Source organism: Flavobacterium circumlabens (assembly GCF_004345565.1).
GTDB classification, from domain to species: Bacteria; Bacteroidota; Bacteroidia; order Flavobacteriales; family Flavobacteriaceae; genus Flavobacterium; species Flavobacterium circumlabens.
Window position 1 is genome coordinate 226,343 of record NZ_SLWA01000007.1, and the last position, 17,319, is coordinate 243,661.

The 17,319-nt window shown below is 37.5% G+C and carries 13 protein-coding genes; all 13 read left to right on the forward strand.

Going from position 1 to position 17,319, the window contains the following annotated elements:
* The 13 genes from EV142_RS17360 (at nucleotide 1) to EV142_RS17420 (ending at nucleotide 17,318) form a co-directional block, all read left to right on the forward strand.
* Complete coding sequence (locus EV142_RS17360; RefSeq protein ID WP_132037101.1) at nucleotides 1–348, forward strand: BRI3 family protein; 348 nt, start codon at nucleotides 1–3, stop codon at nucleotides 346–348.
* Nucleotides 349–366: 18 nt separating this feature from the next.
* Nucleotides 367–666, forward strand: coding sequence for a putative quinol monooxygenase (locus tag EV142_RS17365; RefSeq protein ID WP_132037102.1), 300 nt, complete (start codon nucleotides 367–369; stop codon nucleotides 664–666).
* A gap of 327 nt (nucleotides 667–993) precedes the next feature.
* Nucleotides 994–1,983, forward strand: a complete 990-nt coding sequence (locus tag EV142_RS17370) for a beta-ketoacyl-ACP synthase III (protein WP_132037103.1) — start codon at nucleotides 994–996, stop codon at nucleotides 1,981–1,983.
* 381 nt (nucleotides 1,984–2,364) lie between these two features.
* Nucleotides 2,365–2,922 carry an RNA polymerase sigma-70 factor gene (locus tag EV142_RS17375; RefSeq protein WP_132037104.1) on the forward strand — a complete coding sequence of 186 codons (558 nt, stop codon included), beginning with the start codon at nucleotides 2,365–2,367 and terminating at the stop codon, nucleotides 2,920–2,922.
* A gap of 113 nt (nucleotides 2,923–3,035) precedes the next feature.
* Entirely contained in the window at nucleotides 3,036–3,956 is a 921-nt protein-coding gene (locus EV142_RS17380; RefSeq protein ID WP_132037105.1) for a FecR family protein, read from the forward strand.
* 63 nt (nucleotides 3,957–4,019) lie between these two features.
* Nucleotides 4,020–7,409: a SusC/RagA family TonB-linked outer membrane protein gene (locus tag EV142_RS17385; RefSeq protein ID WP_132037106.1), complete on the forward strand. Its 3,390-nt coding sequence runs from the start codon at nucleotides 4,020–4,022 to the stop codon at nucleotides 7,407–7,409.
* 20 nt (nucleotides 7,410–7,429) lie between these two features.
* Nucleotides 7,430–8,968 carry a RagB/SusD family nutrient uptake outer membrane protein gene (locus EV142_RS17390; RefSeq protein WP_132037107.1) on the forward strand — a complete coding sequence of 513 codons (1,539 nt, stop codon included), beginning with the start codon at nucleotides 7,430–7,432 and terminating at the stop codon, nucleotides 8,966–8,968.
* A gap of 255 nt (nucleotides 8,969–9,223) precedes the next feature.
* On the forward strand, nucleotides 9,224–11,050 hold the full coding sequence (locus EV142_RS17395; RefSeq protein WP_132037108.1) for an alkaline phosphatase: 1,827 nt from the start codon (nucleotides 9,224–9,226) through the stop codon (nucleotides 11,048–11,050).
* Between the two features lie 94 nt (nucleotides 11,051–11,144).
* The gene (locus EV142_RS17400; protein WP_132037109.1) at nucleotides 11,145–12,647 is read left to right on the forward strand and encodes a calcineurin-like phosphoesterase C-terminal domain-containing protein; all 1,503 of its coding nucleotides are present in this window, start codon (nucleotides 11,145–11,147) and stop codon (nucleotides 12,645–12,647) included.
* A gap of 332 nt (nucleotides 12,648–12,979) precedes the next feature.
* Nucleotides 12,980–13,489: an RNA polymerase sigma factor gene (locus EV142_RS17405; RefSeq protein ID WP_132037110.1), complete on the forward strand. Its 510-nt coding sequence runs from the start codon at nucleotides 12,980–12,982 to the stop codon at nucleotides 13,487–13,489.
* A 57-nt stretch (nucleotides 13,490–13,546) separates the two neighbouring features.
* Nucleotides 13,547–13,753, forward strand: coding sequence for a hypothetical protein (locus tag EV142_RS17410; protein ID WP_132037111.1), 207 nt, complete (start codon nucleotides 13,547–13,549; stop codon nucleotides 13,751–13,753).
* 12 nt (nucleotides 13,754–13,765) lie between these two features.
* Entirely contained in the window at nucleotides 13,766–14,605 is an 840-nt protein-coding gene (locus tag EV142_RS17415) for a FecR family protein (RefSeq protein ID WP_132037112.1), read from the forward strand.
* A gap of 100 nt (nucleotides 14,606–14,705) precedes the next feature.
* Nucleotides 14,706–17,318, forward strand: a complete 2,613-nt coding sequence (locus EV142_RS17420) for a TonB-dependent receptor (protein WP_132037113.1) — start codon at nucleotides 14,706–14,708, stop codon at nucleotides 17,316–17,318.
* The last annotated feature ends 1 nt before the right edge of the window (nucleotide 17,319 follow it).

Genomic DNA, 17,319 nt, shown 5'->3' on the forward strand with positions numbered 1-17,319 from the left:
ATGTTTAAAATCTTTAAGATAACAAGTATACTAGCTGTTATCAGCTCAGTGATCATCGGTATTGTTTTTATTGTTGATTTATTAATGGCCGGTTACGAAATTAGATTTCTACTGATCAATTTATTTTTTACAGGAATTGCATCGTTGTTAGTTTGGTTTTGGATTACGCTTAACCAAAAGATTGCCACTGTTTATGTACTAAACCAGGAACAGCATATTGGCTTAAAATACTGGCCTTCCATTTTCAGCTGCCTGATTTTACTGGCAATTGTTTACATCATAATCAGTCTCATTTGCTGTTATGCTTTGTTGGAAAGATTGGCAGGCGGAACAGCACTTTTAGGATAGAAAATAAAATTAATAATCATGAAAAATACATTTAGGGCCATAGCCCATTTAAAAGCAAACAACGGTAAAAATCAAGCATTAAAAGAGGCATTGCTTGCCTTAATAGAACCTACCAGAAATGAACCGGGATGTCTGGAGTACATACTTTATGAAGACCACGCTACAGAAGGAATTTTTTACATGAGTGAAGAATTTGAAAATGAAGCAGCATTTGATGCACACATCCAATCGGATCATTTTCAGAATTTTGCAAAAATGACTGATGAACTTTTAGCAGATCCCGTAAATGTTGTTCGTATTAATCGGGTTTCTAATTGATATCAAACGTAGTAATTGAACTCAGGTGAATGCCTTCGACAAAGCCTATTTCGTTTTAGTTGATTAAGCCATAAAAAAATAGGGCTTAATCAACTTTTTTTATACCTTTGTGAGTTATTACTCTCCCGGTAACTCTGCAAAAATGCTTTCGGCTTTTATATCAACATTAAATTTTGTAAATAAAAATTAGCTGTTAAAATTTTAAAGTAGGAATAATAAGGTTCTTCATAAAAGCGCTATTATGAATTCTGAAAATGTTAAGAAAAACGGCATGGGCAATTTTACATCTGCAGACTTCTGCAAGAAAAAAAATAACATTCGTTAGCAATGACAAGAAATAATTTAGCAGCCATTACTGCCGTAGGTGGCTATGTTCCCAGCACTGTACTTGATAATTATCAAATTGAAAAAATGGTCGATACTTCCAATGAATGGATTATATCGAGAACCGGAATAAAAGAAAGACGCATTTTGACTGATCCTGAAAAAGCAACTTCAGATATGGCTATAGAAGCGATAAATGACCTGCTTAAAAATTCCGGGACAGATCCTGCAGAAATCGATTGTTTAATACTGGCAACAGCAACACCGGATAAATTACTTGCGCCAACTGCTCCTGTAGTTTGTCATAAAGCAGGACTTACAAATGCCTGGGGTTTTGATCTTAACGGAGCTTGTAGTGGTTTCTTATATTCTTTATCAACAGCTGCATCCTTAATAGAATCAGGAAGACATAAAAAAATAATTGTGGTTGGTGTAGATACCATGAGCCGTATTATAGATTATACAGACCGTAATACCTGTATCTTGTTTGGGGATGGTGCCGGTGCCATATTACTGGAGCCTTCAGAAAACAACGGACTAAAAGATTTTGTCTTAAAAACAAATGGAATGGGAAGTGAATTTCTATCCGTTTCAGGAGGAGGTTCCCTTAAACCTTTTCATAAAGACACCATAGAAAATCGCGAACAATTTGTAAAACAGGACGGAAAGACTGTTTTTAAACATGCTATAGAAAGCATGACCAGTACCTGCAATGAAATTCTGGAGCGCAACGATTTAGCAGTGACCGATATTGACTGGGTAATACCACATCAGGCCAATATCCGAATCATAAATGCAGTGGCCAATAACCTAAATGTACCCATGGAAAAGGTAAAAGTAAACATAGAGCGATATGGCAATACAACAGCCGCGACAATACCTTTATGTCTGTGGGATTTTCAAAATGATTTCAAATCAGGAGACCGATTATTGCTTACTGCATTCGGTGCCGGGTTTACTTTTGGAAGCTGCTACCTGACCTGGGGCAAATAAAAAAAATAGTACTAAAAAAGGGCATTCATAATTTTTTATGAATGCCCTTTTTTTTTTATTTAATTTTTGCTTTTCCTATACACAGATTTTAAACAACGGGCCAAACTTCATTCTTCCGTAAGTTTATTCTTTCCAGCCCGCTACATTGGGATAACATCCCATGCCGAATGTTAATAATATGTTTAGTAATCCGACCCTTTTATTAATGTAAACGTAACCTTTTTGACCTACCCTGAGCTCTAATTTTGGAGACATATTATAAGAACCCAATACTTGTATATATGTCGTTTTTTAGATTAGGAATACATCGCAGAAAAACAATCGAATCCCGTTTTTTAGGAAACACTGTTTATTTGGCAACCGCTGCAAAAGTGATGTATCATGTATAAAAAATATAGTGACGAAGAACTTGTGGAATTATTGAAGCAAGGAAAAGACAGAGCTTTTGATGAATTGTATTTTCGATACAGAGATGTGCTCGTCCGCTTTGTTTACCAGAGAATGAAATCGATTCCAATTTCGGAAGAGATTGTTCAGGAAGTTTTTACCACTATTTGGGAACGACGCAAAACGCTGGTCATTCAGAAAAAGTTTTCGGCCTATATGTATACTTCAGTACGTTATGTGACGCTGGATTATATCAAGTCCAATATGATTAATGATCAATATATTAAAGAAGTTTTCGATCGAAATTCTTCCCTTGAAGAATGTAATAATACTACCGAAGAGTCGATCTATCACGATGAACTTCAGGAAGCTTTAGACAAAGCGACTTCCTTATTGCCTAAAAAAGCCAAGGAGGTTTTTATCCTGAGCCGTTTCAAACAATATTCCAACAAAGAAATAGCAGAAGAACTTAACGTTTCACATGAGACCGTGAAGTATCATATTAGCTATGCTTTAAAATTCATGCGACTTTATTTGGGTGAATTTAACTAATGCGCGATTTCAGCTCCAAACCTTGTTTTGTTTTCTTAACACAAGCGTAACGTGGAGCGCCTACCTGAAATCGGAATTCCCAAGACTTATTATTAAAGCTATAAAAAATTATAATGCCTGAGCAATTACATCAAAATATAAAATCTTTTTTAGAAGGTAAGCCTTCCTCAAAGGGAAAAGAAATGTGGAACAACTGGTACGACAATCCGGAAAAAATATCCGTAGACGAAATTGTTATCGCATCAGATATTTCAAAATTAAAAAAGGAAATCAGAGCAATCAAAAAATCAGATAAAGTCTTTTTGCTGAACAACAGAAACTGGATGATGGCGGCTTCTCTTTTACTGGTAGCCGGATTAACAGGTTTCTTCTTTTGGTCATCTGAAACCATTACGACCAGAGAATATGCGGCAAAACCCGGAGAACACACCAAAATAACACTAAGTGACGGAACTCAGATCTGGCTTAATGCAGGAAGTCTTTTAAAATACCCGAGTAAGTTTAACGGAGACACCCGTGAAGTATATTTAACCGGTGAAGCTTTTTTTGATGTTACCAAAGATAAAAAACACCCTTTTATCATTCATACAGATAAAATGGATACCAAAGTACTGGGGACCAGTTTTAATGTACAGGCGTATCCGGGTCAGGCCACTCAGGAAGTTTCTGTCCTGACGGGAAGAGTAAATGTAAAATCGACGGTAACGGATGAGAATGTCTATGTAACGCCGGGTCAAAAAGCCGTTTTTAAAGCGAAAAACAGCAGTCTGCATGCTTTCAGTAATATTCCGATGAACTCCATCTCACTTTGGAGAAAAAATATTATCGTTTTTGAAGATACTCCTTTACCGGAAGTAATCGCGACGATCAACCGCAATTATAATATTGCCATTTCTGTTGAAAATAAGAACCTGAATAATCTCAGGATAAGTGCCTACTTCAAAGAACTTCCGGCGGATCAGGTAATCGGATTGGTGTGTAATATCATCAATGCCAATTATAAAATTGAATCGGGAGTTTACAGAATTCAATAAACGCAGAACCCATATATAACAAGAAACAAAAACAAGAAAAAAAACAATCAAAACAACACCATTATGAATGAAAAACAAATGCGGTATGTCGCAAATTGTCAAAGTATTAAAAAAGGCTTTATGCCCCAATTGATCCTGTTCATTGCTTTATTTTTTATCGGATTAACGGCAAAAGCCGGAAATGTGGATATGGATAAAAGAATAACATTAAAAGTAGAAAATGAAAATATAAAAAATATTCTTCAAAAAATTGAAAATCAGGTTGATGTGCATTTTATGTACGAAGCCAATCAGATCAATACCAATCAAAAAGCAAGTTTAAAACTGAATGATGTAACGCTGGAATACGCTCTGGATAAGATCTGCAGCAGTTTTTTTCTGAAGTATGAAATTATAAGCAACAACATCGTAATTAAGAGAAATCAGAAAATAACGGATGCCGGACAAAACAAAATTACGATCTCGGGAACTGTTTTTGGCGGTGATGACGGAATGCCGTTGCCGGGAGTAGGCATTAAAGATAAAGGATCAAGTGCAACGGCAACGACAGATTTTGACGGAACGTTTACGATGGAAATTAATTCCGCTGAAGCTGTATTGGTTTTCTCTTATGTGGGTTATGTTACTCAGGAAATCAAAGTTACGGAGACACAGAAGAACCTGAATATCAAATTAGCTGCAGATGTAAAACAATTACAGGAAGTAGTAGTAATGGGATACGGAAGTGTCAAAAAGAATGAAGTTTTAGGCGCTGTAGGATCTGTTTCAATGAAAGAAACATCCAGCAGAACGTATAATTCCGCTGCCGATTTACTTCAGGGTACAGTAGCAGGTGTTACGGTTATTAATAATGGAGGTGATCCGACAGGAGAACCTACCATCAACATTCGTGGTATTGGTTCTCTAAATGCAGAAACGCCTTTAATTGTTCTGGACGGAATTATTTACAGTGGTTCACTGAATACGATTAATCCAAATGATATTGCTTCGATCAGTGTTTTGAAAGATGCGGCTTCGGCGGCAATCTATGGAGCAAGGGCTTCGGGAGGTGTGATTTTAATTACCTCTAAAAAAGGTACTTCGGAGCGTCTGAACGTAAATGTGAATTACCAGGGAGGTTTTCAGAGTGTAGCCAAAAAATTAAAAGTGCTCAATGCCGCAGAATATGCAGATGCAATGAATACGGCCAGGGATAACGCAGGATTACCAAGAATACCTGCTTTTGATCCCGCATTTGAACCTACAGCCAGAATCACAAAAACAGACTGGATGGATGAAATTTTCCAGACAGGCGAGATTCAGGATTTGTCTATTTCGGTAAATGGTAAAACAGAAAAATCGAATTTCTTCCTGTCAGGAAGTTACCGTAAAAACGAAGGAATCCTGTTAAATACAGATGCAAGCCGTTATACTGCCAGAGCCAATTCTTCTTTTAAACTGGCGCCCAACTTTACCATAGGTGAAAACCTGACGTATTCCTTAACGAATGGTCAGAGCGCCAACACTTCAAGTGCTTATACAGGAGCGATTTTAGGAGCTATTTTATATCCGCCAAATGCAACGGTATACAGAGAAGACGGTTCCGGACTTTTTGGAGGCGTTCCGGAGAAATATATTGGGTCGTATGGTGACGTGATCAATCCGGTGGCGTATCTGAAAAGACTGGATAACAGCAATCCAATTTCTACGATACTGATTAATCCTTATGCGGAATGGGAAATTGTTAAAGGCTTAAAAATCAAATCAAACTGGGGCTATACCAGAATCCAGAATGATTACAAAGACTTTACGGTTAAGATCACAGAACCGGGTAAAGTGTTTGACTTTAACAGATTAACGCAGACAACTTCTACCACAACCGATTTATTAGGGGAGCAGACGCTTTCTTACGATAAATCATTCGGGAAACATAATTTTAAAGCTTTGGCAGGATATACGTATCAGGATACCAAAAGAGATTTTTACAGTGTATCGGGTACAGGCTTTGATAATGAAGATCCTTCACAACGTTATCTGCTAAATGCGAAATTAATTCAGCAGTTAGGAGCAGGAATGTCAGAAGAGATTATTTCTTCTTATGTGGGAAGGTTGAATTACGATTTTAATCAAAAGTATTTGTTCTCCGGAATTGTTCGTCGTGACGGTACTTCAAAATTGACTTCGGCAAATCGTTGGAGAGTATATCCTTCTGTTTCTGCAGGATGGCTGATTTCTGAGGAAGGATTTATGAAAAACATCGCTTCAACAGTAAACAATTTAAAACTGCGTGCGAGCTGGGGAGAAATTGGAAATTTAGGAAACCTTGGGCCGTACCAGTTTAGTGTGCCGTTAAATCAGACATCCGCTTTAATCGGATCGACTCCGGTGATTAATTATGGTTATTCAGAAAGTGAATTGTCAAATCCTGCTTTAAAATGGGAAAGTTCGGAACAAACCAACTTAGGTTTAGATTTTAGCCTTTTCAATAATACACTTACGGGATCTGTAGATGTTTATAAAAAAACGAACAAAGATATGTTGGTTCGTGATCAGTTACCCGGAGTGGCAGGAACACCATTAGGACGCATCGTAAATTCCGGTGATGTAGAAAATAAAGGTCTTGAAGCAAGTCTTACGTATCAGAAAACACGCGGACAGTTTAAATTTGATGTTACGGCAAATGCCGCTTTTTTACATAACAAAATTGTTTCTATCAAAGATGATTTAACTTCCCTGGAGCCGCTTAACCTGAGCAGGGTTCGTAGTTTGCCTTTAGCGAATATCTATCAGGTAGGAAGCCCTGTTGGAGCGTTTTACGGATATGCAACAGACGGATTGTTTCAAAGTAATGCAGAAGCAAAAGCGTATGTAAACAGTACAGGTGTCGTGTATCAGCCTAATGCCGTTGCCGGAGACATGAAGTTTAAAGATGTAAACGGAGACGGTGTCATCAATAACAATGACAGAGTAGTATTAGGAAATCCTTTTCCAAAAACAACCTTCAGCTTAAATACCAATTTCAGGTACAAAGGATTTGATATGAATATCTTTTTAAGCGGTGCAGCCGGTAACAGTGTTTTCAATGCTGTAAAATATACCGGTCTGAATGGTTCTTTCCCGGGGTACAATTTGCTGGCAGAATCGAAAGATGCCTGGTCACCACAGAATACAGACACTAAGATACCGGTACTTTCTGCAACGGACAACAACAATAACTTCGGAAGAATCTCTGATTTCTATATTGAAAAGGCGGATTACCTGAGATTGAAAAATGTGGCCATTGGGTATACCGTTAAAGACAGCTGGTTAAACGGAAAAGCAAATCTTAGATTCTTTATCTCCGCTCAAAACCTTTTCACGATTACCAAATACTCCGGAATGGATCCGGAAGTAGGACTGAATAATTTCGGTCTGGATTTAGGTAAATATCCGCTTTCCAGAATTTACATGACCGGTATAAACGCAACTTTTTAAAAAATATTAAAACAAACAAAATGAAAAAAATAAGTATTTTATTATTGAGTTTTACCATGCTGTTAGGCACTACAGCTTGCGAAAGCGAACTTGATCTGGTACCGCAGGGAGCTCCTTCGAGTGGAAATTTCTGGAAAACACCCGCAGATGCAAAAGCAGGAGTAAATGCTGTTTATGCGTTGTATTCGGATGATAATATGTATGGACGCGGTTTTTTCTGGCTGAATAATGCCAGTGATGATATCGGAACCAAGACAAGACAAAATGCAGAACGTATCAAAAACTTCATCGTAGACGGATCAGAATCGGATACAAAGGATATCTGGAGGCTTCATTACGAAGTTATGAAACGCTGTAATGACGTGATTCGTAATATTCCAAACATTCCGTTAGACGAAAAAACGAGAAACATGATGTTGGGCGAAGCGTATTTCAACCATGCTGTAATGCATTTGGAATTAGCCTATCACTATGGCGATAATCGCGCCGGAATTCCGATTCAGGATCGAAATGACCCGACCAATGTATACGTGCCGCGTACCAAAAATGTAGCCGAAAATTACGCCTACATCGCGGCCGATTTACAAAAAGCGGCCGATTTGCTGCCTTATTTTAATGAACTTACAACAGACAATTACGGACGTGCGCATAAAACTGCGGCATGGGCGTATTTGGTCCGTACGTATTTGTATGCAAAAGACTGGGACAACGCGATCAAATATGCCAATATGATCGTGAACAGCGGAAAACACTCCTTGCTTCCTAATTTTGAAGATGTATTTAAAATCAAGAATAACTGGTCATCAGAATACATCTGGTCGGTAACTTCAAGTGCCGAGAATACCTCATTGGGTTCTATTTTTCCGGGAGTTTGCCTGGAAGACAAAGGCTGGGGAATTTACAACGGCTGGGGAAATTTCTACCCGACCAAAGAATTATTTGACGCTTATGATCCTGCTGATAAAAGACGTAGTGCTACTATTTTACAAAAAGGAGATCAGTTTATGTATTTTGGTGAATTAGCCACTTTTAACGTGGGCAAATATGTAGTGAGTTCAAGTAACAGAACAGGTTATCAGTTTAAAAAATATATGGAGCCGTTCGGTTATGCCAAAACGACTTCGGGAGGAATTGACATTCGTTATGTAAATGCCAACGGTGACAAACCTTCTACAGCGTTGAATGTACCGCTTTTACGTTATGCCGATGTGATCCTGATGCTGGCGGAATCTAAATTAATGAAAGGACAAAATGCAGATACCGAAATAAACATGATTCGCAATCGCGCGGGTCTGGCCAGTATTTCCGGAGCCACAATGACCGATTTGAAAAGAGAAAGACGTTGCGAGTTAGCCGGAGAATGGACAGACCGTCATTACGATTTAGTACGCTGGGGCGATGCGCAGGCTGCTTACGCAAAACCATTGCACCATTATGACGGAAAAGTGATTTATCCTGCCCGTAATTTCAATCCTGCCATTCACCATGTATGGCCAATACCACCAGATGAGATTGCAGTAAGCAAAGGAGCTTTATTTCAGAATGAAGGGTGGAAATAATAGTTTTTCAGTTAGTTTGTTTTTTTTTACGCTGCAGGCTTTAGAGGAGTCTGCAGTTGTAAACAAGGAATAAATAATTTATAGATAACTTCATAAACCAGTCTTTTAGTAAAAGGCTGGTTTATATTTTCAGAATACGAAATACGACACATTTTTAGTGTAAGAATTGAAATGTATTTTTATTAATATCAATAACTTATATTCTTTTTGTTAAAGTTTACCTCCAGCTTTTGGAAAGAATAAATCATAGTACAGATGAAAAAAATAATTGCCCTTTTTGGCCTCCATTTTTGCCTTTTCGTTCAGGCACAGGAATACAGTTCTGTTAATATTCATTCGCATAATGATTATGCAAGCCCGCTTCCTTTTTATGAAGCCTATGCCAATGAAACGGGTGTAATTGAAGCCGATGTTTTTCTGGTGAAAAACAACCTGGCTGTTGCCCATACTTCGCAGGAAATCAACCCTGCTAATTCGCTTCGAAATCTTTACCTGGAGCCGCTTTTATTGAAATTTAAAGCGCTGGGCTGCAAAGCTTACAAAAGCGACAAACCTTTAATTTTAATGATTGATATCAAGTCGGATGCAGAGGCTACTTTAAAAGTAATTGCTGAGCAGTTGAACACGTATCCGGAGCTCATTTCAAACAAAAACTTTAAAGTTATTATTTCCGGCAACAGGCCATCTCCGGCAAAATGGAAGGACTATCCGGCGTTTATATCTTTTGACGGAAGACTTAACGAAACCTATACGGCAGAGGAATTGTCAAGAGTAGAAATGATCAGTGAAGATCTCAAAGAATTGACGGTTTGGAACGGGAAAGGAGTATTGACCCAGCCCGATTCAGAAAAAATACAAGCCATAATTAAAAAAGTGCACGATGAAAATAAAAAAATCCGATTCTGGTCTACGCAGGATAATGTCAATACCTGGATGACTTTAATGAACCTGCATGTGGATTATATTGCTACGGATAATACTTCGGCATTAACGCAATTTATCAAAAACATTAAATCTACTTTTTATCAGAATACGGAGTTTTATGAAACCTATGTACCTAAAAACGGTGCGGTATTTCCCAAAAATAAACGTCCAAAGAATGTGATTCTTCTTATTGGTGACGGAATGGGACTGACGCAGATTTATGCGGGTTATACGGCTAATAAAGGAAGATTAAACATGTTCAATATTCCGACAGAAGGATTTTCGATTACCAAAGCTTCGGATAGTTACATCACCGATTCGGCAGCTGGAGCAACGGCTATGGCTTCCGGGCACAAAACCAGTAACCGGTTTATCGGTGTTGATGAAAAAGGAAAACCACTGGAATCCATAACCCAATTACTGGCTAAGAAAAAGTATAAAACCGCTATTATTTCGTGTGGTGATATTACAGACGCTACACCGGCCGCTTTTTATGCACATCAGTTCGACAGAAGCTATAATGAAGCGATTGCTGAAGATTTTTTATCGAATCCGTCTGATATTTTAATCGGAGGAGGAAGTAATCAATTCAAATCCCGAAAAGACGGTAAAAATCTGGCGGAAGCCTTACAGCAAAAAGGTTATACTTTTTCGGATCACTTCAGCACTTTAGATACTATCACTAATGCTCGTTTTGTGGTATTGGACAATGCTTCGGTAGTTTCGAGAAAGGACGGAAGGGGTGATTTTTTAGCGAAATCATTATCAAAAGCTACAGCTACCTTTTCCAAAACATCAAATCCGTTTTTTATAATGGCCGAAGGAGCCCAGATTGATTACGGCGGTCATAGCAATAATGTAGAATATGTCGTGCGTGAATTACTCGATTTTGACCGTTTGGTAGGACAGGCCATGGAGTTTGTAGACAAAAACCCGGAAACGTTATTGATTGTAACGGCTGACCACGAAACCGGCGGACTTTCCTTAATAGACGGCAGTACCGAAAAAGGATATGTACACGGAAGTTTCAGTACCAACGACCACACCTCGGTAACGGTACCTGTTTTTGCTTACGGCCCGGGAGCCCAGAATTTTATGGGCGTGTATCAGAACACCGAGATTTACAGCAAAATAATGCAATTGTTAGCAACAAAATAACACCTTTTGAAAAAAGACAGGAACTGCAGTTTTACAATGAAAATTATAAAACTGCGGTTTTTTAGTGATTTGTAATTTCCTTTAAAAAGCAACCATGAATAAAATAATTTTAACTTTAGTGGTATCCTTATGTGGTACGTTTATTTTTGGACAAAACAACAAAATATCAGGAGTGGTTTTTGTCGATACGAACAAAAATGACATTCCTGATAAAGATGAGGTGATGTTGTCTAATATTCTGGTATCTAATGGAAAAGATGTAGTAAAAACAAATTCAAAAGGAAAATACACGCTTTCGAAAATAGAAGGAAATACCGTTTTTGTCATTAAACCTGAAAACTATATTTCTAAGAAAAACCAGCAAAACAGTGTACAGTTTTATGTTCCCTTTGATAAAATAAAAGAGCTGAAAAATTATAATTTTCCGCTTCTTCCTAATGCAGAAAAGAAAGATTTAAAAGTTGTTTTGTTAGGAGACACTCAGGTCGATGTTATGGACGACATTCATCATGTCGGGAAATTGGTAACGGAAGAATTAATGAATAAAGAAATTGATTTTATAGTGCCTCTCGGTGATCTTTCTTTTGATAATCTGAATATTTTTAAACCATTGTCGGAAACTTTGGGACTTATCGGAGCTCCCGTTTTTTATACGATTGGAAATCATGATCTGAATTTTAAAGAAACTGCTTTTCAGGACAGGGATAAGAGTTTCGAAAGCGTTTTTGGCCCCTCTTATTATGCCTTTGAGTACGGAAATCAATTGTTTTTGGTACTGAATAATATTTATCCCGTCAATGAAAAAGGATATACAGGCCGCCTTGATGAAACGCAAAAGGAATTCATCACCAATCTGATTGCGGCCAGAAAAGATAATTTTAAATCGATCCATTTATTCATGCACATTCCGCTCGAGGAAATGGAAGACAAAGACTGGGTGATCCAATCCTTAGCACCTTTTGAAAATGTGTTAATCAGTGCCGGACATACCCATACCCAATACCATAAGTATTTTGCAAGGGAAACGGGACAGCCCATTCATGAGTTAGTGGCAGGAGCGGTTTGCGGTTCGTGGTGGGAAGGACCGCATGATCTCGATCAGATTCCTTTTGCCTTAATGTACGACGGCACTCCAAAAGGGTATTGGACTGTCGGAATTAATACCGATGGTTATACTTACGATTATAAAGTTTCCGGAGCCCCGGCCACGAAACAAATAGATATCACAGTCCCAAAAACAAACGAATGGGATACGACACTCAACATCCTGAACGATACTTTTATTTACGCCAATGTATTTGCAGCAGATGAATTTACAAAAGTGTATATCCGTTTTGATAAAGGAAACTGGATCGAAATGACAAAATACGAAGGGATTGCTCCCAGCGTTCAAAAGCAGTATTACCTGCAAAGTCAGGGAAGATATGACAGTATGAAAATATCCAAATTTCCAAAACCGGAAACCATCAGCACGCATTTATGGAGAATCGAAAAACCTGCGAATTTGCCGGCAGGTGCGCATGGTGTACAAGTTAAGGCTTTAGGTGAAACAATCAAGCTGGAAGCCCACGCGAATGCGGTATTGTGGACAAAATAAATAAAAATAGGTTTCTTGTATTTGTAATACACTTGTGTCAAAACAGTTTAAGAAATTATTTCCTTATTTTTTGCCAATTCTTTCTTTTTCGTCTGTAACATATTTTTAAATTTTGCTACTAATCAAAAGTGTTTCAATAGCTGTAATTGCTATAATTTTATCGCAGCATCCTTAAAATATAGAATTAAATTACTGTTCTTTGCACTTTACTACAATATTGAATTGGACATAGTGATTCAAAAAATTCCTTGTTTTAAATTTCGCAATTTTGAATTTTAAAATACAATAATATTGAAGACATTAAGTTTTAGAGTAGTCATCGTATTTAAGTTATGGACAATAGAAAGTTTATCTTACGTTTAAAAAAAGGTAATGAAGAAGCCTTCAAAGAGGTCTATCTCAATTACTATGATAAACTGATCCACATTGCCAGACGCTTTGATTTTTCGGTTCTTACCCCACAGGATTTTGTTCAGGAAACCTTTTTAAGACTCTACGACAAAAGGGAATTACTTCATGAAGACGTTTTATTGGATAAACAATTGTTTACCATCTGCAGGAATATTATTATCAATCACGTTAACAGGGAAAATAAAATCATTCAGCTTGATCCTTCAAAGGCTGAAATGGCAGATGAAGAAACTGATACAGGTGACTTTGAAGAAAGAAAAGAAAAATTATACAGTTTCATCAATTTGCTTCCCGAGCAGCAGCAAAAAATATTTACCTTACACAAACTGGAAAACCTTAGCTATAAGGAGATTGCAGCAATTACGGATCTTTCTGAGAAGACCATTGCCAATCATATTTATCTTGCCAGTAAATTTATTCGAAAAAAATAGAAAACCATTAGGAACTTTTCCATTCTCGTTTGTTATCTATAAAAACAAACCATAGAAATGGATATAGAGGTTTACAAAACGGATGTCAGAACAAAAGAAGAGGCAAGTTATCTTGTAAAGCTCCTGCAATTTGTTATTTCTGATTGTATCATGAATTTTGATACAGAAGGTTATCATATTCTTAAAATTGAGACCAACAGAGATATCAAGGAAATGGTCTGTGGTGTTTTTAATAAGCAAGGATTTCAATGTCAAAAAATGTAATGCCCCAAAGATATGGACGAGAATAAACTGGATGAGGAATTAAAAAAAATATGGGAGGAGAAACCCATGATACATTCTGATCATACAAAAGAAGATTCCTGGGAAGAATTCCGTTCCCGGGCCTTTTCTTCCAAGAAAAAAAATGTGGCATGGCGTAAGTATGCCGCTGCGGCTGCTGTGATAGTAATGTTCATTGGCACTGGTCTTTACTTTATAAAAGAGCCACTGAAAACGGATATTTCAATTGCAGGAAATGTGATCGAAAATACCACTTCGAAAGTAAAAACGATATTCTTGCCCGATAGTTCCAGGGTCGAATTGAGTCCGGCTTCCAAAATTGAATATACAGCTGATTTCTCTGTCAACAGAAAGATTGCATTAGAAGGGGAAGCTTATTTTAAAGTAAAAAAAGACAAGAAACATCCCTTTCAGGTTTTTTGCAAAGAGACGACCACAACCGTTCTGGGAACTTCTTTCATCGTAAAAGAATACGATCAAAAAGGAGTAGTGGTGGAATTGTATGAAGGCAGCGTTCAGATGAATGTAAAAGGGCAGGAGAAAAACTGGATACTGAAACCGGGTGAAAAATTCACGTATGGAGACGGTGCTGTTACAGTGGCTGATTTCGAAAGATTTATGGATTTTGACAACGAAAAACTCAATGCTGTTACAGCTTATGTAGAAAGCAATTACGGCTATCAACTAATCCTTCCCGAGACTTATCATGACAAGCGAATCACATTGCGAATCAACAAAAAAGAAGACTTAAAAACAATTGTCCAATTAATATCAGAAATGTATAACCTAAACTTTGAAGTAAATGAAGCATTAAAACAGATTACTTTTCAGTAGAAAAGAAAAGGATGCACTAGCCGCGAAACTACACATCCTCCTCATAGTCAGGAAAGCATAGCGCTTTCCCATTTAATAATATTCAAAAATACAAAATTTCATGAAGCATATAATTTCAGCATGCTTTTTTTTACTCAGTTTTAGTATGTTTTCCCAAAAGGTAACCGTAACTGTAGATCAAACGGTGACCTTAAAAGAAGTATTCAAGCAAATTGAGAATCAGTCCGACTTTAAATTTGCCTTTACCGATCAGATCGATGCAAGCCAAAAATATTTTAAAGAAAACAAGACCTTTAAGCAAATCGAAGTAGAGAAACTGATCGGAGAGCTGAACAAAATCTCGTCTGTTCAATTTTCAATTGTAGGTAATAATATTTTTGTCAAACAAAAAGTAACAAAAGCCGCTAAAAAAAAAAATAAGCTGAGCGGTCAGGTTTTTGATGAAAGTAAGCAGCCCGTTATTGGTGCTAATATTTTTATAAAGGAACTTTCTGTCGGGGCAACAACCGATGCGGATGGTAAGTTCTCAGTAGAAGTGGATAAAGGAAATTATACTGTTCAGATTAGTTATCTGGGTTTAAAAAATAAAGAAAAACAAATTACGGTTGCTGACGATGCCAGGATCAATTTTTACATGGATTCAGACAGTCAGGAACTGGAACAGGTAATTATCACCAACAGTAAGGCTGTTGATATCAGAAATACCCAGATGAGTGTCAACAAACTTTCTATGGAGGAAATCAAAAGGATTCCGGTAGCTATGGGGGAGCCGGATCCTTTAAAGTCACTATTAACATTGCCGGGTGTTACCAATGCAGGAGAAGCCTCTTCCGGTTTTAATGTTCGTGGAGGAGCAGCCGATCAGAATTTGATTCTTTTAGATGGTGCTCCGGTATATGGCGACTCTCATATGTTTGGATTTTTCTCGATTTTTAATGCAGATGTTGTAAATAGTTTGGATTTGTATAAAGGCGGTATTCCTTCTAAATTTGGAGGACGTGTTTCTTCTGTTCTGGATGTAACCCAGCAAACCGGGGATTTTGAAAACTACAAAGTAAACGGAGGTATTGGTTTAATTTCTAGCCGATTACTGGTGCAGGGACCAATCCAGAAAGAGAAAGGATCTTTTATTATTGCAGGACGTGCTTCTTATGCCCATCTATTTTTAAAGCTGGCAGATAATAAAAATTCTGCTATGTTTTATGATTTGAATGCGAAACTGAATTACCGTTTAGGTGCCAATAACACCATTGCTTTTTCGGGGTATTTCGGAAACGATGTTTTTGATATCAACGATCGTTTTTCCAGCACGTACGGAAACACAATGGGAATCGTAAGCTGGAAACATAAATTTTCGGATCAGGTTAACACCAATTTGTCCGTTTTCTACAGTGATTATAAATTTAATCTTGGTATACAGACCGAAAACTTTGAGTGGAACAACAAAATTACAAGTTACGGACTTAAGTATGCCTGGAATTATTCGGTTTCAGAAAAGTTAAAACTAAACTACGGAATTGATGGTCAGTATTATAATTTTAATCCCGGTACCGTACAGCCTACAAGTTCTGATTCGCAGTTTAATTACAAACAGCTCGATAAAAAATATGCCTTAGAATCTTCTGCCTATCTGGATTTCGAGCATCAGATTACGAAGAAACTGAATCTTCGCTACGGACTTCGTTACAGTATGTTTTATCGTTTAGGGGATGAAAATATCAATACGTACGAAAACGGAAATGCCGTAGTCTATAACCCGTTATACCATATTTACCAGGAAGGAACTCCAACCGGAAGTATAGCTTATGGAAAGGGAAAAACAATCAGTAAATTTAATAACCTGGAACCAAGAGTGGCATTATCGTACGCTTTTAATGATGATAATTCGGTAAAGGCCAGTTACAACAGAATGGCGCAGTACATTCACATGTTGTCGAATACCCAGTCTCCGCTGCCAACGACAATCTGGACACCAAGCGGCCCTTTTACAAAACCACAGCTGCTGGATCAGTATGCTGCGGGATATTTTAGAAATTTTAAGGATGGTGATTATTCTTTTGAAGGAGAATTATTTTATAAGAAAATCCAAAACCGTATCGATTATATTGACGGGGCAGATATACTGGCAAACAATGATATAGAACAGGTTATTTTAAATGGTAAAGCCAGATCGTACGGTATGGAATTATTGTTTAGAAAAAACACCGGAAATTTTACAGGATGGGTTTCCTACACCTTATCGAGGGCAGAACAAAAAACGCCCGGAAGAACCACAGAAGAACCCGGAATAGCAAATGGTGACTGGTATTTGTCAGGGTATGACAAACTGCATAATCTGAGCATTGTAGGGAGTTATGAATATAACCCAAAATGGTCTTTTAATGCTAACTTTTCCCTGCAGTCCGGTCAGCCGGTGACTTACGCCAATGAGTATTATGAATTTGGAGGGATCAATATTCCGAATTATTCCCTTAGAAATGAAAACAGGCTGCCGCTCTTTCATCACTTAGATCTGGCAGCGACTTATACGCCTAAACCCGATAAAAAGAAAGGATGGCAGAGCTATTGGGTATTTAGCATCTATAATGTCTATAACAGAAAAAATGCCGCTTCCATGACATTTGCTACAAATGAAGATACAGGAGCCAATGAGACCAGAAGACTGTCAATTTTTGGGATAGTGCCTGGTATTTCCTATAATTTTAAATTTTAAT